The organism is Halomonas salinarum, assembly GCF_012062845.1.
GTDB classification, from domain to species: Bacteria; Pseudomonadota; Gammaproteobacteria; order Pseudomonadales; family Halomonadaceae; genus Onishia; species Onishia salinarum.
The window spans coordinates 65,907-86,475 of record NZ_WWNB01000003.1 but is presented as its reverse complement, the minus strand read 5'-3'; the positions used below and the strand labels follow the sequence as shown (position 1 = coordinate 86,475).

At 57.4% G+C, this 20,569-nt stretch carries 19 protein-coding genes; 11 read left to right on the top strand and 8 right to left on the bottom strand.

Annotated elements, in window-relative coordinates; genetic code table 11:
* Positions 1-16: 16 nt before the first annotated feature.
* From HF027_RS03455 to can, 5 genes are all read right to left on the bottom strand, one after another.
* Positions 17-1,039, bottom strand: coding sequence for an ABC transporter ATP-binding protein (locus HF027_RS03455; protein WP_168012934.1), 1,023 nt, complete (start codon positions 1,037-1,039; stop codon positions 17-19).
* A gap of 10 nt (positions 1,040-1,049) precedes the next feature.
* Complete coding sequence (locus HF027_RS03450; protein ID WP_168012932.1) at positions 1,050-1,985, bottom strand: ABC transporter permease; 936 nt, start codon at positions 1,983-1,985, stop codon at positions 1,050-1,052.
* Positions 1,986-2,011: 26 nt separating this feature from the next.
* Complete coding sequence (locus tag HF027_RS03445; RefSeq protein ID WP_168012930.1) at positions 2,012-3,058, bottom strand: ABC transporter permease; 1,047 nt, start codon at positions 3,056-3,058, stop codon at positions 2,012-2,014.
* A gap of 110 nt (positions 3,059-3,168) precedes the next feature.
* Positions 3,169-4,743 (bottom strand): ABC transporter substrate-binding protein, encoded by a 1,575-nt coding sequence (locus tag HF027_RS03440; RefSeq protein ID WP_168012928.1) that lies wholly within the window; start codon positions 4,741-4,743, stop codon positions 3,169-3,171.
* A gap of 178 nt (positions 4,744-4,921) precedes the next feature.
* Positions 4,922-5,578 carry a carbonate dehydratase gene (can, locus tag HF027_RS03435; RefSeq protein WP_168012926.1) on the bottom strand — a complete coding sequence of 219 codons (657 nt, stop codon included), beginning with the start codon at positions 5,576-5,578 and terminating at the stop codon, positions 4,922-4,924.
* A 147-nt stretch (positions 5,579-5,725) separates the two neighbouring features.
* Between can and gorA the strand changes: the two genes are divergently transcribed.
* From gorA to HF027_RS03415, 4 genes are all read left to right on the top strand, one after another.
* A complete protein-coding gene (gene gorA / locus HF027_RS03430; protein ID WP_245184470.1) occupies positions 5,726-7,087 on the top strand; it encodes a glutathione-disulfide reductase in 1,362 nt (453 codons plus the stop codon).
* A 286-nt stretch (positions 7,088-7,373) separates the two neighbouring features.
* Positions 7,374-7,952 carry a diaminobutyrate acetyltransferase gene (gene ectA / locus HF027_RS03425; protein WP_168012922.1) on the top strand — a complete coding sequence of 193 codons (579 nt, stop codon included), beginning with the start codon at positions 7,374-7,376 and terminating at the stop codon, positions 7,950-7,952.
* A 101-nt stretch (positions 7,953-8,053) separates the two neighbouring features.
* Entirely contained in the window at positions 8,054-9,319 is a 1,266-nt protein-coding gene (ectB, locus tag HF027_RS03420) for a diaminobutyrate--2-oxoglutarate transaminase (RefSeq protein ID WP_168012920.1), read from the top strand.
* A 94-nt stretch (positions 9,320-9,413) separates the two neighbouring features.
* The gene (locus tag HF027_RS03415) at positions 9,414-9,830 is read left to right on the top strand and encodes an ectoine synthase (protein ID WP_168012918.1); all 417 of its coding nucleotides are present in this window, start codon (positions 9,414-9,416) and stop codon (positions 9,828-9,830) included.
* A 113-nt stretch (positions 9,831-9,943) separates the two neighbouring features.
* On the opposite strand, the gene HF027_RS03410 is transcribed toward HF027_RS03415, so the two are convergent.
* The 3 genes from HF027_RS03410 to HF027_RS03400 all read right to left on the bottom strand — a co-directional run bounded on the left by HF027_RS03410 (position 9,944) and on the right by HF027_RS03400 (position 11,332).
* Positions 9,944-10,489, bottom strand: coding sequence for a DUF3833 domain-containing protein (locus HF027_RS03410; RefSeq protein WP_168012916.1), 546 nt, complete (start codon positions 10,487-10,489; stop codon positions 9,944-9,946).
* Positions 10,490-10,650: 161 nt separating this feature from the next.
* Entirely contained in the window at positions 10,651-10,998 is a 348-nt protein-coding gene (locus tag HF027_RS03405; RefSeq protein ID WP_168012914.1) for a putative quinol monooxygenase, read from the bottom strand.
* Between the two features lie 133 nt (positions 10,999-11,131).
* Positions 11,132-11,332 (bottom strand): hypothetical protein, encoded by a 201-nt coding sequence (locus HF027_RS03400; protein ID WP_136254570.1) that lies wholly within the window; start codon positions 11,330-11,332, stop codon positions 11,132-11,134.
* 433 nt (positions 11,333-11,765) lie between these two features.
* Here HF027_RS03400 and HF027_RS03395 point away from each other — a divergent pair, with 433 nt between their 5' ends.
* The 7 genes from HF027_RS03395 to hisI all read left to right on the top strand — a co-directional run bounded on the left by HF027_RS03395 (position 11,766) and on the right by hisI (position 20,567).
* Positions 11,766-12,893, top strand: a complete 1,128-nt coding sequence (locus HF027_RS03395; RefSeq protein WP_168012912.1) for an efflux RND transporter periplasmic adaptor subunit — start codon at positions 11,766-11,768, stop codon at positions 12,891-12,893.
* The gene (locus tag HF027_RS03390) at positions 12,893-15,958 is read left to right on the top strand and encodes an efflux RND transporter permease subunit (protein ID WP_168012910.1); all 3,066 of its coding nucleotides are present in this window, start codon (positions 12,893-12,895) and stop codon (positions 15,956-15,958) included. Before HF027_RS03395 ends, HF027_RS03390 begins: the two co-directional genes overlap by 1 nt.
* A 184-nt stretch (positions 15,959-16,142) precedes the next feature.
* A complete protein-coding gene (locus HF027_RS03385) occupies positions 16,143-16,982 on the top strand; it encodes an ATP-dependent zinc protease family protein (protein ID WP_168012908.1) in 840 nt (279 codons plus the stop codon).
* 86 nt (positions 16,983-17,068) lie between these two features.
* Positions 17,069-18,577 (top strand): inactive transglutaminase family protein, encoded by a 1,509-nt coding sequence (locus tag HF027_RS03380; RefSeq protein WP_168012906.1) that lies wholly within the window; start codon positions 17,069-17,071, stop codon positions 18,575-18,577.
* A 4-nt stretch (positions 18,578-18,581) separates the two neighbouring features.
* A complete protein-coding gene (locus HF027_RS03375; protein ID WP_168012904.1) occupies positions 18,582-19,559 on the top strand; it encodes an alpha-L-glutamate ligase-like protein in 978 nt (325 codons plus the stop codon).
* A gap of 82 nt (positions 19,560-19,641) precedes the next feature.
* Positions 19,642-20,130 (top strand): Fur family transcriptional regulator, encoded by a 489-nt coding sequence (locus tag HF027_RS03370; protein WP_168012902.1) that lies wholly within the window; start codon positions 19,642-19,644, stop codon positions 20,128-20,130.
* Entirely contained in the window at positions 20,127-20,567 is a 441-nt protein-coding gene (gene hisI / locus HF027_RS03365; RefSeq protein ID WP_168012900.1) for a phosphoribosyl-AMP cyclohydrolase, read from the top strand. The genes HF027_RS03370 and hisI overlap by 4 nt, the downstream gene beginning before the upstream one ends.
* Positions 20,568-20,569 lie beyond the last annotated feature (2 nt).

Genomic DNA, 20,569 nt, shown 5'->3' with positions numbered 1-20,569 from the left:
TGTGACACGGCAGCGGTCATAGGATCTCCTCTCGCGAGTCGCGTTCTTGTTGGTTGATCATCTCGGCGACCATATGACAGGCCACCCGGCAGTTGCCTGATTCAACAAAGCCGGGGACCTTGTCGAGGCAGGCCTTACGAGGCGTACCATTGGCGTCTTTGACAAAACCGCAGCGCGGGTGGAAGGCGCAGCCGCTGGGCAGGTTCGAGAGTGACGGCATGCTGCCGGGAATCTGATTGAGCCGTGAACCGGGGGTGGCCATCTGCGGCAGAGCATTGATCAGCCCTTGGGTATAGGGGTGCTGGGGGTCGTTGATGATCTCGCGGGTCGGACCCTGCTCAATCACGCGGCCGGCATACATGACCAACATGCGCTGGGTGACCTGGCTGACCACGCCTAGATCATGAGTGATCAGTACCAGCCCGACATTGTGCTTGTCGCAGAGCTCCAGCAGCAGGTCCATGATCTCGGCCTGGATGGTCACATCCAGCGCAGTGGTCGGCTCGTCGGCGATAATGATGTCAGGGTCGAGGAGCAGGGCGATGGCGATAATCACCCGTTGTCGCATGCCACCAGACAACTCGTGTGGGTACTGATCGAGACGGGTTTCCGGTGAAGGAATCTGCACCTGATTCAGCTTGTGAAGGGCGATCGCCCGGGCCTCACGCGTCGAGATGCGGCGGTGGGCCTTCAGGCATTCGACCATCTGTTCGCCAATCGACAGAACCGGGTTCAGCGTCATCATCGGATCCTGAAAGATCATCGAGATGCGGTTGCCACGGACACGTCGCAGGCCACGATCCTTCATGCCCGACAGCTCCTTGCCATCGAAGATGATGCTGCCGCCAGCGATGTAGCCCGGCTTGGCGATCAGATTCAACAGGCTGAAGGCTGCAACCGACTTGCCGGCACCGGATTCGCCGACGATACCCAGCCGTTCACCGCGGTCGAGGGTGAAGCAGACGTCGCGCAGGGCGCGCACGTCGCCGCCACGCAGGGCGAAGCGGACATCGAGGTTATTCACTTCCAAGAGTGCCATGGGTGACTCCTCAGCCCTTGTAGAGACGTGGATTGAGGACATCGCGCAGCCAGTCGCCCAGCAGGTTGATGACCAGCACGAGAATGACCAGAACGGCACCGGGAATCAGCGTGATCCACCAGGAGCCCGACTGGATATAGTCAAAGCCTGACTTGATCAGCGAGCCAAGTGACGGGTGTGTTTCCGGCATGCCGAGTCCCAGGAAGGACAGCGCGGCCTCGGAGATGATGGCGTTGGCAACCTGCACCGTGGAGATCACGAAGATCGGCGACAGGGTGTTGGGCAATATGTGACGGAACATGATTCGCCGGCTCTTGAGGCCCATGACGCGGGCGGCATCAACGTATTCCTTGCTGCGTTCGGCAAGCACCGAGGCGCGTACTGTTCGAGCATACTGTGGCCATTCGGCCAGCCCGATGATCAGCACCAATAGTGGCACGGCATACTCGCTGAAGGTCGCGCCGCCGAAGATCGCCTTGACCAGAGCGCCGACGATGATGGCGACCATCAGGGTCGAGAACGACAGCTGGATATCGGCCAGGCGCATCAGGAAGGCATCCACTCGCCCCCCCAGATAACCCGCCATCAAGCCAAAGCTGACGCCGATGACGGCCTGCATCAGTACCGCACCAAAGCCGATGATCAGCGAGACCCGTGCGCCATAAAGAATGGTCGACAGCAGGTCTCGGCCCTGTGCATCGGTGCCCATGAGATACGCAGGATCAGCACCATCGATCCAGAAGGGTGGAAGCTCCGAGGCCAGGATATCGATCTGGGCAAGATCATAAGGGTTGGCAGGGGCCAGCCAGGGGGCAAACACGGCGGCGAAGATCAACAACGCGAAGATCACCAGGCTGATCTGGGCTATCAGGTCGCGCTTGAAGCTGTAGAGCAGGTAGGAATCGCGAAAGCGTGCCCACCGGCCGGGAACGATTGTGTCACTCATGACGTTCTCTCTCATGGCAGTCAGGCTCAGGCGGGCTTGCCGGTAAGCTTGACGGTGGGATTGACCAGGCCGTAAATCAAATCGACCAGAGTGTTGGTGATCACAAAGATCAGCCCGACGATCATCAGATAGGTGACGATCAAGGGAATATCCGAGCGCTCGATGGCATCGAGGAACATCAACCCCATGCCCGGCCACTGGAAGACCGTTTCGGTCAGAATGGTGTAGGCCACCAGCGTGCCGATCTGGACACCTCCGACGGTGATCACTGGCAGCATGGTGTTCTTGAGCGCATGTACGAAGTAGATGCGACGCAGCGAGATGCCCTTGGCCCGTGCGAACTTCACGTACTCGGACTGCAGTACCTCGAGCATTTCGGCACGAATGAGGCGAATGAACAGCGGCAGCATGATTGAGGCCAGCGATATGGCCGGTAATACTAGGTAGGTCAGACCTTCAAGAGAGCTGAAGTTGGTATCCCAGGTGCCGAACACATTGACGGGGTTGCCACGGCCATAGGCAGGCATGCCGCCATCGGTCGAGAGCAGGTCGTTGAGCCAGGCCCCCCAGACGGTATCAACGGGGAAGGGCGTAACTTCTACGCCGATGGCGAACAGCTGAATCAATACAATAGCGGTCAAGAACACCGGGATCGAAATACCGACGATCGAGATGCCCATGAAGGCCCGAGACAGCCAGGCTCTCGGCTTGATAGCACTGTAAACGCCGATAGGCACCGACAGCAGTACAATCAGCAAGGTGGTCGCCGCGACCAGCTCCAGCGTGGCAGGCAGGTGGCGCATGATCACCTGAGTGGTCGGCTCATTGAAGATGTATGAATAGCCAAAGTCGAATTGCGCCGCGTTCTTGGCAAAGCGCAGATACTGGACGAAGAAGGGGTCATTGAGGCCCAGTTCTTCACGCAGTTCAGCGCGTTCGCTCTCGGGCACGGACTGACCGACCATCTGTTGGATCGGGTCGCCCAGGTTGTCCTGGATGGCGAAGCTGATCACGCTGATGACAAACATCACCAGAAAGGCGTGGAACAGTCGCTTGATCAGAAAGGCAATCATGGATTGCGTCCTGTAGGCATGCGGTGATCATCGCACTGCCCTCAAGGCTGTGCGATGACAACGGTATCGGCAAACGCCGGCCCTGAGAGAGCCGGCACGGAAGGCGAGGGTTATTCCTCGATCACCAGATCCCCGAGGTAGGGGAAATTCATGACGTTGAGGATTGGCTCGATATTGACGTTTTCCGCGGAGGCCCAGGCCAGGTCCTGCCAGTGAAGCGGAACGAAGGCCGCATCATCGTAGAGAGCCTGTTCCACGGCTTGCAGCATTTCGGCGCGCTTCTCCAGATCGACTTCGACGTTAGCCTCGGCCACCAGGGCATCAATCTCGGGATTGCAGTAGTTGCTGGCGTTGTACTGGCCGGCACCGGTCTCTGCATCCGGGCACTCGGTCAGGTACTGGTAGAAGTTCGCTGAGTCCTCGGTGTCAGAGTGCCAGCCGATCATCATCATGTCGGCGGCCCGCTCATCGAACTCACCCCAGTACTGGGCCTTGGGCAGGGTCTTGAGATCGACCGTGACGTTGATGCGGGCCAGCATGGCAGCCACCGCCTGGGCGATCTTGGCATCGTTCACGTAGCGGTTATTGGGCGCCATCATGGTGATCGAGAAGCCATCCTCATAGCCGGCCTCGGCCATCAGTTCCTTGGCTTTTTCCACATCGTAGCGCGGGCTCAGCTCATCGTTATGCCCCGTATAACCGGCAGGAGACAGCTGAGCAGCCGGTGTGGCGAAGCCCTTCATCAGCCGGTCGGCGATACCTTCCTGGTTGATGGCATAGGCGAACGCCTTACGCACGCGGGGATCCTTGAAGGCCTCGACGCGATTCTGGTCCATATGGAACAGGATGATCCGCGTGCCCGACATGGTCACCAGCTGGACGTCTTCGTCGTTGCGGATGCGATCCAGATCATTAGGCGGCACGGGCGCGATGAAATCGACATCACCCGAGAGCAGGGCCGCGACACGGGTTGCGTTTTCGCCGATCGGGGTCAGAACGATGTTGTCGACATTACCCGGCGAAGACTGGTCCCAATAGTCGTCATTACGCTCGAAGTCGATGCGTACGCCCTGCTGACGGTTGGTGACTTCAAAGGGACCGGTGCCTGATAGGTGGCGCGAGGCATAGGAGTTACCGTTCTTGACGATCTCGTCCTTGGGGTCGCCGTCTTCATCGGTGCCGCTGTAGAACTCGCTATCCAGCGGGAAGATGTAGGTCGCCAGGTTCAGCAGTAGCGGATAAGGCTTGGTGGTAGTGAATTCGATGGTGGTGTCATCGATGGCTGTCACGCTTTCGACCGGCGCGAAGATCGCCTTGAAGTCGGGACTTTCCTTCAAGCGTTCGACGGTGAAGACCACGTCTTCGGCGGTGAACTTGTTACCGCTGTGGAAGGTCACCCCCTCGCGCAGCGTCATGCGCATGGTGGTGTCGTCGACCTGTTCCCAGGACGTGGCGAGGCGCGGTTCGAAGTCGAGATCTTTGGTCCAGCGAACCAAGGGGTCGAAGGTCATATGCGATAGTTGCAGGATACCGCCGGACAACTGCTCGTGAATGTCCAGAGACACCGGGTCGGCATCATAGGCCATGCGCAGGGTGTTTTCCGCAGAAGCCGTGACGGGCAGCAGGGCAGCGCCCACTGCAGTGGCACCGATGAGGGTGGCCAGCAGGGTTTTTCGAAAGATCATGTAGGTCCCCAATTGTGGTTGTTATCGACGTTGTCTTTCCGTTGTTATCAAGCCTCGCGGGGAGCGATGACGTTGAACACCTTAGACAGTCGTTTGAGGGACGGACAATCGAAATTATGAGAGACGCCATTCGTTGGCTGAATCAGCCAACGAATGGCAGAGGCAAAAAGAGGAGGGGTCAGTCAACCTGATCGGCAGGCACCAGGCGGTCGACGCGATATAGCTGAGGCACCTGATCGAGGCCCTGAACGGTGCACTCCAGATCGGTGACGCGGCCGTCGCTCAAGCCATACACCCAGCCATGTACCGCCAGCTTCTGGCCGCGCTGCCAGGCGCGCTGGATGATCTTGGTGCGGCAGAGGTTATCGACCTGCGCCTTGACGTTGAGCTCGCACATGCGATCGACCTGTTCCTCGAGCGGGAGTGTCTCCAGGTTCTTGCGATGGCGGCTGTAGAGTTCACGCACACTATGCAGCCAGTAGTCGACGATGCCGCATTCGCCGCCGGTTACTGCGGCCTTTACACCCCCGCAGCCATAGTGACCTACGATCATGATGTGTTTGACCTTGAGCACATCGACCGCGAACTGCACCACGGACAGGGCATTCATGTCGTTGTGGTGGAGGAGGTTCGCGACGTTGCGGTGAACGAAGACCTCGCCCGGCGGCAGATCGATGATCTGGTTTGCAGGGACCCGCGAGTCCGAACACCCGATCCACAGGTAGTCGGGATTCTGCTGTTCCGAGAGTCGGGTAAAGAAGTCGGGATCCTGTTCGTGCACACTTTGCGCCCACTCGCGATTGCGCTCTAGCAGTTTCTTCATTTCATTCATCATCGTCGAACCCTCGTAGAGACGGCCATTGGGGTGGCACGCTTTTTACCGTGTACAGCCATGGCGGTCAACGGCGGACCTCCCAGCATGGATTTATCACTGTTATCATCCCTGTATCGCTTTTTAGGTTCCAGCATTCAGGAGAATATTGTGTCCCAGTTTGATTACGATCTCTTTGTCATAGGCGCAGGGTCTGGTGGTGTTCGTGCTGCGCGAACCGCTGCCGCCGCGGGCGCCCGAGTGGCCATCGCCGAAGACCGCTATCTCGGCGGCACCTGTGTCAACGTAGGCTGCGTGCCCAAGAAGCTCTATTCCTACGCCGCCCACTTCCAGGAAGCCTTCCACGATAGTGCCGGCTTCGGGTGGCAGCTATCCGAAGCGCCGCGCTTCGACTGGGCAACCCTGCGCGATAACAAGATCGAAGAAATCAAACGCCTAAACGGCATTTATGGGCGCCTGCTCGATAATGCCGATGTGCGACTGATCAACGGTCGCGCCACGGTAACCGATGCCAACCATATTGAGGTGAATGGCGAGACCTTCAGCGCCGAGAAAATTCTGGTGGCCACCGGTGGCTGGCCCTGGGTACCGGATTTTCCAGGCAATGAGCATGTGCTGAACTCCAACCAGGTATTTGATTTGGATACATTTCCCGATCGCTTCCTGGTGCTTGGTGGAGGTTATATCGCGGTGGAGTTTGCCAGCATCTTCAATGGCCTCGGAAGTGAATCCCACCTGGTTTATCGCGGCGAATTGTTCTTGCGTGGCTTTGACCGTGAAGTGCGCGAGTTCACCCGCGATGAGATGGTCAAGAAGGGCCTCAACCTGCATTTCGAGACGAATATCGAGCGAATTGACGCCCAAGGCGATGCCTATCTGGTAACCCTCACCAATGGGGAGACTCTCGAGGTGGATGCGGTGCTCTCAGCGACCGGTCGCAAGCCCCACCTCGAAGGTCTGGGCCTGGACAAGCTGGACATTGCGCTAGACAAGGATGGCAAGATCGCCATCGATGAGCGTTTCGAAACATCGACGCCGTCTATTCTGGCGCTCGGCGATGTGACCAGCGGACCAGAGTTGACACCGGTGGCCCTGGAAGAGGCCATGCAGCTCGTACAGCATCACTTCGGAGATAGTGCGCCCAAGCCTCTGGATTACCCAAGCATTGCCACCGCGGTGTTCTGCCATCCCAATATCGGCACGGTTGGACTTTCCGAAGAGGAAGCACGAGCCGAATTTGACGCGATCCGCGTGTATGCCGCCGACTTCAAGCCCATGAAGCACACGCTTTCCGGCAGTGACGAGCGTTGCCTGATGAAATTGATTGTCGATGATGCCAGCGACCGCGTGCTGGGTGCTCACATGGTAGGTGAGGATGCGGGCGAATTGATTCAGGGTATCGCCATCGCCGTTCGTGCACGTCTGACCAAGGCTGATTTCGATGCCACCGTGGGTATTCATCCTACTGGCGCTGAAGAATTCGTCACTATGCGCAGTGTAACCCGCCGCTAAAGCATGCGGCAGGACGCCGCCATAAGCCCACATGCCGTTCGCCAGTCGAAAGGCCATCTCGTACGAGGTGGCCTTTTTGTATTTTGGCACTCACTTGGGCCCGATGCGGCTAAACTGCAAGGTATCGTCACACCATGCATGTCGGCCATCCTTGGTATGCATGGTGTCGCGTATTTGGCCATAACCCTAGGTTATGGATGTTGCGAATCATGATAAGGGGGGCTTTGATCTGTTCATAACCCTTTGTTATGATTATGCACAAATTCGCCAATAGCGAAGCATACCTATGAACGTATCGACGCAGCCTTTCACGACTTCCGCAGAATTGGCACGCCCAAGCGTTGCCGATGCCGTCGTCGGAAATGATGAAACACCGCTTTATATTCGCAAGCCGAATCCCGACGACGGCTGGGGCATCTACGAGCTCATCAAGGCATGCCCGCCGCTGGACGTCAATTCTGCCTATGCGTATCTACTGCTTGCCACGCAGTTTCGTGACAGTTGCGCCGTTGCTACCAACGAGGAAGGGGAAATCGTTGGATTTGTTTCTGGCTACGTGAAGAGCAATGCACCAGATACTTACTTCCTCTGGCAGGTCGCCGTCGGTGAAAAGGCCCGCGGTACCGGCCTTGCGCGTCGAATGGTCGAGGCGGTAATGGGGCGTCCAGCGCTACTCAGCGTACGCCACCTGGAAACCACGATAACGCCGGATAATGCTGCCTCCTGGGGGCTGTTTACCCGTCTCGCTGCCCGCTGGCATGCACCGCTCAATAGCCGTGAATATTTCTCAACCGACCAACTCGGTGGGGAACACGACCCAGAGAATCTCGTGCGTATTGGCCCCTTCAAGCCTGATCGCATCTAGTTCCTTTTTCGCCAGATGTGGCGTGACAGTCTGCCAATCTTTGGCGGGCTGCCATTTCTCGCGTCCAAATTTTTTCTTATCTTTCTTACAAGGAGATCAGTATGGAAACCCAGATCCTCGAACAAATGGAATCCAACGTCCGCACCTATTCGCGCTCTTTCCCGATCGTATTGGCCAAGGCTCAAGGCGCGCGTCTGACGGATGAAGAGGGTAATGAATATATCGACTTTCTGGCCGGCGCCGGCACGCTCAACTATGGGCACAATCATCCGAAGCTAAAAAAAGCCATGCTGGATTACCTGGCTGATGATGGCATCGTTCATGGTCTGGACATGTGGACCAAGGCCAAGCGCGAATACCTGGAAACCCTCGATGAGCTGATCCTCAGGCCGCGTGGTCTCGAGTACAAGGTGCACCTGCCGGGTCCCACCGGCACCAATGCCGTTGAGGCTGCGATTCGTCTGGCCCGAGTGGCCACGGGGCGTCACAACATCGTCACATTCACCAACGGCTTTCATGGCGTGACGATGGGGGCTCTGGCGACTACCGGGAACCGTAAGTTCCGCGAAGCCACCGGTGGGATACCGACGCAGGGCACCGCTTTCATGCCGTTTGACGGCTACCTTGGTGAAGGCATCGATACGCTCGATTACTTTGAAAAGATGCTCGGCGACAACTCTAGCGGCCTGGATATTCCCGCTGCCGTGATCATTGAGACGGTGCAGGGCGAGGGCGGTATCAATCCAGCGGGCATCGAGTGGCTCAAGCGACTGGAACAGATCTGCCAGGATAATCACATTCTGCTCATCGTTGACGACATCCAGGCAGGCTGTGGCCGTACCGGCAAGTTCTTCAGCTTCGAGCATGCAGGCCTCAAGCCGGATATTGTTGCCAACTCCAAGTCGCTATCCGGTTTCGGTCTGCCGTTCGCTCACGTGTTGATGCGCCCGGAGCTCGATAAGTGGAAACCCGGCCAGTACAACGGCACCTTCCGTGGCTTCAACTTGGCCTTCACCACGGCTACTGCCGCGATGCGCGAATTCTGGAGCGACGACAAGCTCGAGCGTGACGTGACCCGCAAGGGGCGTATCGTCGAGCAACGCTTTCAGCAATTGGCCGAGTGGTTGACCGATAAGGGCATCCCTGCCTCCGAGCGCGGTCGCGGCCTGATGCGCGCCCTGGATGTAGGGACTGGCGATATCGCCGACCAGATCACCGCTGAAGCCTTCAAGCGTGGCCTGATCATCGAGACCAGTGGCCACGACGGTCAGGCGATCAAGTGCCTGTGCCCGCTGACCATTAGCGACGAAGATTTGCTCGAAGGGCTGGACATCGTCGAAGCTAGCATCAAGCATGTATTTGGGTAAGCCGACGTCTGCATCGCTATCACGTGATGGCAGAGCCCTGGGAGTCCGGTCTCATCGGGCTCCCCGTTAAGTATTTCAACAGAGGAAGTGCATAATGATCGTTCGCAATCTCGAAGAAGCGCGTAAGACAGAACGTTTGGTAAAAGCTGACAGCGGCAACTGGGACAGCACCCGTCTTTCTCTGGCGGACGACGGTGGCCATTGTTCTTTCCATATCACTCGTATCTATGAAGGTACCGAGACGCACATCCATTACAAGAACCACTTCGAAGCCGTTTTCTGCATCGAAGGTGAGGGTGAGGTAGAAACCCTGGCAGACGGCAAGATCTGGCCGATCAAGCCGGGCGATATCTATATCCTCGACCAGCATGACGAACATCTCCTACGTGCCAGCAAGACCATGCATCTCGCTTGTGTCTTCACGCCGGGCTTGACCGGTAACGAAGTGCACCGCGAGGATGGATCCTACGCCGCGCCGGGCGAGGATGGGGGCGACAAGAAGCCGCTCTAAGCGGCAACGTCGCTAGTTAGCTAGTCGGGCCCCGATAACGGCGTTATCGGGGCCTTTTATCGTCTGGCTGACGACTCGGGTCTTCATTGGTCGGGGCAAGCGGTAATGATCAATCAGGGTATCTTATCGAAAGACAGTGTGATTTCGCCAAGCGTCACACCGAACTTGGACATGTCGGTACGATTGATCAGCCGTCCGTCAGGCTGCAGATACATCCAGTCATCCATGGTAAACGTCAGTTGTCGACCGCCGACTGTGACTTCCAGCGGATAGTTCATGTGGAAGACATGCCCGTACTGTGTCGCTTCTACGTCGCCTTCCACGTCGCTGGCCTGCCCAACCCAGCGGTGTTCGTCGACGCGCTCAAACGTCCAGACACGGCGATCCGTTTCACCATCGGCATATTGGAATCGCTCATCGAGCGTCAGCGTCTCACCGTCGACCGTCCCCGTAATATCAACGGTAAAACGCCGCTGAACTTCGCCTGAGTAGTCTTGCACCATGCCCCAGGCGCGGGTATCGCCCTCGAAGTACTCGGCAATATCCAGACGCGGCTCGCTGCCCGCATAATCCTCGACACTCACGCCCGAACAGCCCACCAGGGCAAGGCTGAGAAGCGCTAATGCCCAAAGGGGACGTCGTTTAACAAGATGATGCATGCTGTCCTCCTGACAGGAAACGTACCTAATTGAGAAGCGCTGATCTCATTGGCAAGTGCAGCAGAAGGGCGGTTGCGCTTCTCAGAAGCAAAGACGCAGATCCGGCAGCGAAACCTGCGTAACAGTGTGATGTCCAGTACCCGCGTTATGCCCGGAGGGCACTACACTTGCGGGGCATCGAAATTGGCAGGCTCATCGGTATAGACACATACATTGGCATCTTCGATATCACCATCAGCAGATTCCACGTGTGTCTGGAAAAATTCCTGAATTTCACGCCGCTGGCAGTGAGCTTCAAAGGCTTCACGATTGGCCCAGACTTCATGAAATACAATCGGGAAGCTTGTGCCCGAAGCAAAGGGACTGTCGATCTGGCGCGTTACCGTGTAATGCAGACAGGCATCCTCGCGGTGAGCATTAGGCTCAAGGCTTTGCAGGGCCTTGAATGCAGCATCTTCCCGGCCGGGCTTGGGCATGAAGCTAGCGATGCAATAGATTTTCTGGGACATGCGTTCTCCTGGAAACGATTCACACGGTTAACCTTCAGGCAGCCGCCAAGGAATAAGGCGTCCTGGAGCTTGCTTCAGGGCCTGCCCGAGGTGAGATGGCCAACCCAAAGACATGGAAGAACCCTATACATCATTAAAACGCCGCGTCTTCCTCGGCGATGATACCGTCACGCTTGAGCTGGCCTTCGATCATGGCAAAGTCGGCACGGGCGGCGGATATCTTCTTGATATGGGCCTGGCGATTATTGCCGTTGTCTTCTTCCCATTCCTTTTCGGCAAGCTCCAGCGCTTCCTTGGCCTTGGTCAGGTCATGCAGGGAATATTCTGCGCTCATCGCTCGTCTCCGTTTGTTAAAGTCGCGAACCCTAGCACTTGCCGCCACGAGTGTCGATTAACCCGGCAGGCGAGTTATCGCGGCAGACGATGTGCGTCAAATCCTGACACCAAGAATGTCAGTTTGGTTCTATTTGCCGGGTTCTGAGTCATTGATCCTCAGCATGCACGATAGGTCAGCTTCGTCTACAAGAGGGAGCGCTCCGGTCACTATGAGTGTGCCACCCTGGAATTCGCATAATGTATATTATGTTAAATAAAGCATATGCGACGATTAAGATTCCTGCACTAGACCCGACTTTTTCCCATAGGTGGCTGGTCATTTGCTCGTCATACTTACATCATTGAGCTCTTATACCATCTTCCCTGTGCCGCCTCGAAGCCTTACGGCCTAGCGGGCATGGTTCTTTGTCGACGCTTCTCGGGAACAAGCTATGAAAACCACACTACGTCTCGTCATTGTCATCATCGTGTTGACGGTGGCTCTGGGCAGTATCTTTGGGTGGAAGTACCTGAAGATGCAGGAAATGGAAGAGCAAAACTCCCAAGCCCAGCCGCCATCGCCCGTTGAAGCCGTCACGATCGAATCTCAGTCCTGGCGCCCTGCCTTGAGCTCAGTCGGCTCTATTCGCGCGATCAATGGTGTCGAGGTGGCCAATGAAGTCGCTGGCGTCGTCAGTGAGGTCGCTTTCGAATCTGGCCAGCGAGTCAGCAAAGGCGATGTGCTGATCCGGCTTGAAGATAGCGTCGATCGCGCCGCCCTTTCTGCACTGGAAGCACAGGCGCAGCTCGCCAATGAGACTTACACGCGTTACTCGAACCTCTTGCCGCGAAATGCCGTTTCTCAGTCCCAGTTCGACGAAGCCCGGGCCAATTACCAGGCGGCCCGCGCTGATGCCGAGCAGCAACGTGCTCAGCTCAACAAGAAGACTATTCGGGCCCCCTTTGGTGGCGTGGTAGGCCTACGCCAAGTGGACCTGGGCGAATACATCGCCGTCGGCACGCCGATTGTCGACCTGAACATGCTCGACCCCATTCAGGTTGACTATAGCGTGCCGGAGCGTGCTGTTGGCCAGGTGGCTGCCGGGCGCAGCATAGAACTGACCGTCGCCGCGTATCCTGAGCGTGTCTTTGAAGGTGAGATTCTTGCCATTGCGCCCTCGATCAATGAATCGAGCCGGACCCTCAACATTCGTGCCCAGCTGGATAATACCGACGGCGCGCTGAGTCCGGGCATGTTTGCCGAGGTCAGTACACTCTCGGCGGCATCTCGTGAGGTCCTCACCCTCCCCCGCACCGCGCTGTCCTTCAATACCTATGGCGATTTTGTCTTTCGTATTACCGAAAACGACCAAGGCCAGACCATTGCATCTCGCCAGCAAGTCACGACTGGCAGTACTCGCGGTGATGTGATCGAAATCATTGAGGGGTTGTCCGCGGGCGACCAAGTGGTTGCCACAGGCCTGCTGCGCTTGCGTGATGGTCAGCCGGTCAAGGTAAGCGATCAAGACGCTTCCGAGTCACAAGCGACGGATAATACTGGCGAGGAGGCAAAAGGCTGATGAAATTCACCGATATTTTCATCCGGCGCCCGGTACTTGCCACTGTTGTCAGCCTGCTGATACTGCTCCTGGGTCTCAGGGCCGCCATGGATATGGAAATCCGCCAATACCCTGAGCTTGAAAGCACCGTCATTACGGTGTCGACCTCCTACCCCGGGGCCAGCTCCGAGCTTGTGCAGGGCTTCGTGACGACCCCGTTGCAGCAGGCTATTGCTGAGGCAAACGGCATCGACTTCATCGAGTCGACAAGCTCCCAAGGCTCTTCGACCATCGAAGTCAATATGGAGCTGAATTACGATGCCAACGCTGCCTTGGCTGAGGTCCAGGCCAAGGTGGCCAGCCAGCGCAGTGTGCTTCCCAGTGCGGCGGAAAGCCCCGTCATCGAGTCATCGACGGGTGATAGTACGGCGCTGATGTATCTGGCGTTTTACTCTGATCGCATGGCCGTGCCACGCATTACTGACTACCTGACACGTGTCGTCCAGCCCAAGCTCCAGGCACTGCCAGGTGTCGCCAAGGCACGCAGCTTTGGTCAGAGCATGGCTATGCGCATCTGGCTAGATCCTCAGCGTATGGCAGCCCTGAATGTCAGTCCTAGCCAAGTCATCGATGTTCTTCAAAACAATAACTATCAGGCCGGTGTCGGCAAGACGCGTAGCGAGTTCGTGGTCGTTAACCTGACCACCGATACCGATATCACCGACCCTGACCAGTTCGAAGATCTTGTCGTGCGCAACGATGGCGGTGATCTGGTGCGCCTCAGAGATGTGGCGCGCACCGAACTGGGTGCCGAAAGCTATAACAGTACGGCCTGGTATAGCGGGACACCTTCTACCTTCATGGCCATCGAGCAGGCACCCGGCGCCAACCCTCTCGATGTCGCTCAGGCGGTCCGAGACACCTTGCCGGAAATCCAGCGCCAACTGCCCGAGGGACTCAAGGTTGTACTGCCCTATGACGCGTCGGAGTTTATCGATGACTCGATCAAGGAGGTCGTAAAGACACTGCTTGAAGCGATGATTATCGTGCTGGTGGTCATTTTCCTGTTCATGGGGTCTTTCCGTGCGGCACTGGTCCCTGCCGTTGCGGTGCCGCTATCTCTCATCGGTGCGGCCTTCGTCATGCTCATGCTGGGCTTCTCGCTAAACCTGCTGACGCTATTGTCGATGGTATTGGCGATCGGCCTGGTGGTGGATGACGCCATCATCGTAGTGGAGAACGTACACCGACATATCGAAGCCGGTGAGTCCCGATTCGACGCGGCCATCAATGGCGCGCGGGAAATGGCGGTCCCCATTATCGCCATGACTACCACCTTGGTAGCGGTCTACGCGCCGATCGGCTTCATGGGCGGCCTGGTCGGCTCATTGTTTACCGAGTTTGCCTTCACCCTGGCCGGTGCCGTCGTCATCTCGGGCATCGTTGCCCTCACGCTCTCCCCCATGCTCTCTGGCAAGGTGCTGAAAACTCACGGCAAAGCATCACGTTTTGAAAAAGGGGTCGAAGGCACCTTCAATGGGCTGTCGAACGGCTATCGTGGAGTTCTCAGACGCACGCTCGAGACCGTTTGGGTGCCCGTGGTGTTTGCCACCGTGGTGTTGGCCTCGATCTACTTCATGTTCATTACCAGCCAGAATGAACTGGCTCCCACCGAAGATCAGGGCATCATCTTCTTTCAGGGCACTGCACCACAAACGGCGACGCTTGATTATCTGGAGCGCTATGCCAGTGATATCCAAGAGAGTATTGAGGGCATCGATGGCTACGAAGAGTCCTTCATGATCCTCGGTGGCATGAGTGCCGATACGGTGTTCGGTGGCTTCAAGATGGCGCCTTGGAGCGAGCGGGATATCTCGCAGATGGAAGTAATGCCGAAGCTGCAAGGCGCACTTTCCCAGGTCACAGGCTTACAGACTGCTGCCTTCGCTCGTCCTTCTCTCCCAGGCTCCAGTGGAGGCTTGCCGGTGCAGTTTGTGCTGACCTCTGGCAACAGCTATGAGGAGCTTAATGCCATCGCTGACGACCTGCTCGGCCAGGCCATGGGGAGCGGCAACTTCGCCTTCCTGCGCAAGTCGATTGATATTGATCGACCGACCACTCAAATACTGGTCGATCGCGAACGGGTTGCCGATATCGGGCTCACCATGGCCGATATTGGCCAGGCGTTGTCAACGCTGCTTGGCGAGGGGTTCACCAACCGCTTCAGCATGGATGGCCGCAGCTACAAGGTCATTCCTCAGGTAGAGCAGGAATACCGCCTTGATCCTTCGATGATCGACAATTACTACGTCGAAGCAGATTCAGGCCAGCAAGTCCCGCTTGGCAACCTGGTGACGTTTGAAGACAGCGTAGAGCCCTCTGCCCGCACCCAATTCCAGCAGCTGAACTCCGTGGTGCTCGAAGGCGTACCACGCCCCGGCGTCACCCTCGGTGATGCACTTACCTGGCTCAATCAGGCAGCGGCGGATAGCCTGCCTCCGGCCTACTCCGTCGATTACAAGGGCGAGTCACGACAGTTGATGAATCAGGGCAGTGCCCTGGTCCTGACCTTCTTCTTGTCACTGGTCGTCATCTACCTGGTGCTGGCGGCGCAGTTCGAAAGTTGGCGTGATCCACTCATCATTCTGGTTTCGGTGCCAATGTCGATCGCGGGTGCCATGACGTTCATTACACTCGGTGTCTCAAGCCTGAACATCTATACTCAAGTGGGCTTGATCACACTGATCGGGGTAGTGGCCAAAAATGGAATCTTGATCGTCGAGTTTGCCAATCAGTTACAGCATGAGCGGGGGCTCAACAAGCGTGAGGCGGTCATCGAAGCCTCAGCGATTCGCCTTAGGCCGATCCTGATGACGTCAGTGGCGCTGATTGTCGCCATGGTGCCGCTATTGATTGCCACCGGTGCCGGTGCAGTCAGTCGTTTCGATATCGGTCTGACCATTGCCTCTGGTCTTGGCATCGGCACCCTGCTCACTCTGTTCGTGTTGCCGGCGTTCTACCTACTCCTGGCTCGTGACCATAATGCGGCCAAGGATGCGGGCGCCGATGCAGTAACAACATCGTGAACGTGGTGATGAATGTGCAGGCTCTGGGTGTTCTAGAGCCTGCATGGCCCTTGCCCAAATGGACAGTAAGGTCATCACTCCTTACCATCGCTGAACTCCTGACAAAGTGCGCAAAGATCAGGATAAACATTCCGGCGGTGGCTAGGGCCGGATACCGATGACCGGTGAAAGGTGCAGGAGAAAGATGAGCAATCGCTATTCATACCTGGTGGTGTGCGTGGGACTCTCGCTATTGGCGGGGTGTGCCTGGTCGCCTCAGGCTCAGGAAGAAGCGCATTCTATGCTCGCCACCTCAGACCAGGTGGATGCGCGTTTTATGCAACTGGAAGCAGCGGTTGAAAGCCAGTGCGGTGGCCAGCAGGCGCATCGGGCCGAGCAAAAGCAGCGTCTCGACCGGCTGGATGCCGATGTCCGGGAAGTGGGTAGTCTTCTTCGTGGCCTTAGGTCCGATATCGACAACGCCAAGCGGGACCCGAAAACGGTTGTGCGTGACTGCGCTGTTGATTCAGACATCGGTAACAAGGCACTACTGGGCCGCGCCGAATGGGTAGGCTTGCCAGGTATCGGCACTTATCTACAGTCACGCGTTGATTCAGGCGCAGATACGTCATCGCTTTCGGCAAGAGATATCACACCATTTGAGCGCGATGGTGAAAACTGGGTGAAGTTCAAGCTTGCTCTAGAGGAAGATGATGCCGTCGTTGATGCCATTCGCGACAAATGGATTGAAGCGCCCATAGAGCGGCGAGTACGAGTGATGCAGTCCAATGGCGAGGCCTCGCGTCCAGTCATCAGCTTACTGATGACCTTGGGCCCGATTCGCGAACAGGTAGAGTTCACCCTGAGTGATCGCCGCCAGCTCAGCTATCCGGTGCTGCTGGGGCGGCGTTTCATGATGGATATAGCCGTGATCGACGTTGCCGAACGATACCTTCACCCCCGTCCGGAATTCTCGGAAGGGGCGCCTTCGAGCGAAGCATCTGCCGACGAAGCACGCGATAGCAACGCCGAGACACCCGATTAAGGCGGTTTCCCCTCACCTATCCGCCTGCCATCAACACCGTCATCTGCCGTCATGCCGGCAGGTGACGTCTTATTTGAGGACTGCGCATGTCACGTCTGCCATTTTATCTACTTGTCGGCATGCTGTTGATCGCTGGCATTGCCCTCAGTATCCATCGCCACGTCGCCTTCGAAGTGCCCTGGACGCCGGGTGAGCAACGCCAGGTCTGGGAGGTTGAAGCGCAGGTCAACTTCACGGCCTTGGGTGATCCCGTGATGGTGAACCTAGCCCTCCCCTCGACCCAGCAGGGGTATCGGGTGCTGACAGAGAACACAGCGTCTTCTGGCTATGGTCTTGCCTTTCTCGAAGACAAGGGGGGCCGCCAGGCCCAATGGTCGATCCGCGAGGCGACCGGGCCACAGCAACTCTATTACTCGGTGCAACTCTTGGTGGCGCCTCAAGCGTCTGATCGTGATGTGAAACCGCCGGAATTGCCGCGTGAGGTTGCATGGGAACGTCCCTTCGATACGGCGGCCAGTCAGGTCATCGAGCGTGCCCAGCAGCGCTCGGCTGATGCCGTCACTTTCGCTCGAGAACTTATCCGTGACTTCACCGGTGACCGGCAAGGTGAAAATGCACGCTTGCTGCTGACCCAGTTCGAAAGAACTCCGCTACTGGTGCGTTTGCTTAATGAAGCCGATATCCGAGCACGTGAGGTCAGCGGCTTGGCGCTAGATGATGGTCGCCGACGCCAGTCGCTGAAAAGCTGGCTGCAGGTATTCAGCGATGACGGCAGCGCCGTACTCTTCAATCCGGTGACAGGAGAACAGGGGCGGCCCGATAACCTGGTGCTGTGGGAAGATCGCGGTGGCGCAGTACTCGAAGTACAGGGCGGCACGAATTCCCGCGTCAGCTTTTCGATGATCCAGCATAATCAGCCGGCCTCAACTGCGGTGCGCAATCAGCTTGCCGGCGACACCCTGATCAACTTCTCGATACATAGTCTGCCGCTCGAGGAACAGGCCCTTTTCCAGACCATCCTGCTGATTCCGATCGGTGCCCTCATGGTGGTATTGCTGCGTGTACTGGTGGGCATCAAGACCTCGGGCACCTTCATGCCGGTATTGATTGCCCTGGCCCTCATCCAGACGACGCTGCTTACCGGCCTCATCGGCTTCCTTCTGGTGGTGACGGTCGGACTGGTGATTCGAAGTTACCTTTCCTATCTCAACTTGTTGTTGGTGGCACGAGTGTCGGCGGTGATCATCACGGTCATCGCCATTATTTCGGTCTTCTCGGTGCTGTCCTACCGTTTCGGTCTCAATGCGGGCCTGACGATCACCTTCTTCCCGATGATCATCCTGGCCTGGACCATCGAGCGCATGTCGATCCTATGGGAAGAGGAAGGCCCCAAGGAGGTGCTGATTCAGGGCGGTGGTAGCCTTTTAACCGCGGTATTGGCCTACTTGGCGATGAACAATCCATGGGTGCGTCATATCACCTTCAATTTCCTTGGCGTGCAGTTGATCTTGATGGCACTAATCTTGCTGCTTGGTAACTACACCGGTTACCGCCTGCTGGAACTAAGGCGCTTCAAGCCGGTAACGGAGGACTGAGGAAATGTGGACGACACCTGGAAGGTTGCGTGCCAAAGGCATCATCGGCATGAATCGGCGCAACATTCGCTACATTGGACGCTATAACAGCCGCAGGCTCTACCCACTGGTCGATGACAAGCTTCAGACCAAGCTACTGGCTCGAAAGCATGGGATCACCACACCGGCGCTGATCGGGACCGTGAGCACCCAGTTCGAGGTCAAGAGAGTCACCAATCTGTTAGAGGGGCATCCAGGCTTTGTCATCAAACCGGCCAAAGGATCAGGTGGCAAGGGTATTCTCGTGATCGAGCACATCGATGGCAGTGCCTATATCAAGCCCAGTGGTGCGCACTTGGGCCGTGAGGACATCGAGCGCCATGTCTCCAACATTCTTTCCGGGCTTTACTCCCTGGGTGGGTCCCCGGATGTGGCCGTGATCGAGGCTCTCATCAATTTCGACGAGACACTGACGGAGTACACCTATGAGGGTGTGCCAGACATTCGCGTCATCGTGTTTCAGGGCTATCCGGTCATGGCGATGATGCGACTATCTACCGCCGCTTCCGACGGTAAGGCCAACCTCCATCAGGGCGCTGTCGGGGTCGGGCTCGACATCGCAACAGGCACGGCATTGCGAGGTGTGCAATTTGACCGAGCCCGACACGACCACCCGGATACTGGCCATGAGCTGGCGAGTCTACGCATCCCCGGCTGGGAAACACTGCTGGAGCTGGCGGCGAGCTGCTATGAGATGACGGGCCTTGGCTACCTGGGGACCGATATGGTGCTTGATCGTGAGCATGGTCCGATGCTGCTCGAATTGAATGCGCGCCCCGGGCTTGCTATCCAGATGGCCAATGGTGAAGGCCTGCGTTCGCGCCTGGATCTGATCGAGCAACAGCCCGATGGCGTGGATGCCGCCACTCGCGTGTCTTTCGCCCGGGCACACTTTGCGCGTCGGGCCGAACTTGTCTCTTCAGCCGATGCAACACCGGCCTGACGTTGACCAAGTATGGTGCACACTGGCTGGCGGCTGATGGGGCGCGTAGAATAGGTGCTTTCGTCAGACTGCCAGGCGCTCCATGCCCGATACGCACTCAGTGATCCAACAAGCCGAACGCCACTGCGAGTCGCAGGGTGCCCGCTTTACGCCAATACGCCGTCGCGTGCTTGAAATGATCGCCACCACCAGTGGTGGCCTAAAGGCCTACGAGCTTCTAGATCGCCTGACCCAAGAGCACGCAGCGGCGCGACCGCCCACGGTGTATCGGGCGCTGGAATTCTTGATCGAACAGGGACTGATTCATCGTATTGAATCCTTGAATGCCTATGTCGCTTGTCCCTGCCCCGAACATGCCCATGGGTTTCAGCTGCTGATCTGCCGGCACTGCGGTCGCGTCGAAGAACTGCATCTTGATGACGTCAATGACCAGCTGGCCAAGCGGGCCCGTGACCAAGGATTCCGCGTCGAACGACAAACCATCGAGTTGCTCGGTAGCTGTCACGACTGTCTGGCCGCTCAACGCGATCCCACTCTTAACGCCCAACCTTCATCAGTCGAGTCCTCATGAGCGAAGTTTTCAAACGCCTCGAGCGCGTCTCTACCGGCACACGTGAGTCACTGGCCAATATCATGGACCATGTCGGCTGGAACGACGCTGGGCTGATTCCGGCCATTGCACAGCAGCACGACAGCGGTGACGTGCTGATGATGGCCTGGATGAACCGTGAATCGCTGGAAGAGACCCTTGCCACTGGATGGGTCTGTTATTGGTCCCGCTCCCGCGGCAAGCTTTGGCGCAAGGGAGAATCATCCGGCCAAATGCAGATACTCAAGGCCGCGCATCTGGATTGTGATGGCGATACCCTGCTGCTGTCAGTCGATCAGACCGGCCCGGCCTGCCATACCGGGCGGCGCAGCTGCTTCTATGTTGCCCTCGACGCTGACGGCGCACAGGTCGATAGTGACGCGCTGATTGACCCTGACCAGCTTTACGCCCCGTCCTGAAC

Excerpts from the sequence above, each read along its gene's own strand:
- HF027_RS03385 (WP_168012908.1), top strand. The coding sequence starts at position 16,143 with ATGAGCAATCGCTATTCATACCTGGTGGTGTGCGTGGGACTCTCGCTA.
- ectA (WP_168012922.1), top strand. The coding sequence starts at position 7,374 with ATGAACGTATCGACGCAGCCTTTCACGACTTCCGCAGAATTGGCACGC.
- HF027_RS03450 (WP_168012932.1), bottom strand. The coding sequence starts at position 1,985 with ATGAGTGACACAATCGTTCCCGGCCGGTGGGCACGCTTTCGCGATTCC.
- HF027_RS03400 (WP_136254570.1), bottom strand. The coding sequence starts at position 11,332 with ATGAGCGCAGAATATTCCCTGCATGACCTGACCAAGGCCAAGGAAGCG.
- ectB (WP_168012920.1), top strand. The coding sequence starts at position 8,054 with ATGGAAACCCAGATCCTCGAACAAATGGAATCCAACGTCCGCACCTAT.
- HF027_RS03405 (WP_168012914.1), bottom strand. The coding sequence starts at position 10,998 with ATGTCCCAGAAAATCTATTGCATCGCTAGCTTCATGCCCAAGCCCGGC.
- HF027_RS03370 (WP_168012902.1), top strand. The coding sequence starts at position 19,642 with ATGCCCGATACGCACTCAGTGATCCAACAAGCCGAACGCCACTGCGAG.
- HF027_RS03375 (WP_168012904.1), top strand. The coding sequence starts at position 18,582 with ATGTGGACGACACCTGGAAGGTTGCGTGCCAAAGGCATCATCGGCATG.
- HF027_RS03440 (WP_168012928.1), bottom strand. The coding sequence starts at position 4,743 with ATGATCTTTCGAAAAACCCTGCTGGCCACCCTCATCGGTGCCACTGCA.
- HF027_RS03415 (WP_168012918.1), top strand. The coding sequence starts at position 9,414 with ATGATCGTTCGCAATCTCGAAGAAGCGCGTAAGACAGAACGTTTGGTA.
- HF027_RS03380 (WP_168012906.1), top strand. The coding sequence starts at position 17,069 with ATGTCACGTCTGCCATTTTATCTACTTGTCGGCATGCTGTTGATCGCT.
- hisI (WP_168012900.1), top strand. The coding sequence starts at position 20,127 with ATGAGCGAAGTTTTCAAACGCCTCGAGCGCGTCTCTACCGGCACACGT.
- HF027_RS03445 (WP_168012930.1), bottom strand. The coding sequence starts at position 3,058 with ATGATTGCCTTTCTGATCAAGCGACTGTTCCACGCCTTTCTGGTGATG.
- HF027_RS03455 (WP_168012934.1), bottom strand. The coding sequence starts at position 1,039 with ATGGCACTCTTGGAAGTGAATAACCTCGATGTCCGCTTCGCCCTGCGT.
- HF027_RS03395 (WP_168012912.1), top strand. The coding sequence starts at position 11,766 with ATGAAAACCACACTACGTCTCGTCATTGTCATCATCGTGTTGACGGTG.
- can (WP_168012926.1), bottom strand. The coding sequence starts at position 5,578 with ATGATGAATGAAATGAAGAAACTGCTAGAGCGCAATCGCGAGTGGGCG.
- HF027_RS03390 (WP_168012910.1), top strand. The coding sequence starts at position 12,893 with ATGAAATTCACCGATATTTTCATCCGGCGCCCGGTACTTGCCACTGTT.
- HF027_RS03410 (WP_168012916.1), bottom strand. The coding sequence starts at position 10,489 with ATGCATCATCTTGTTAAACGACGTCCCCTTTGGGCATTAGCGCTTCTC.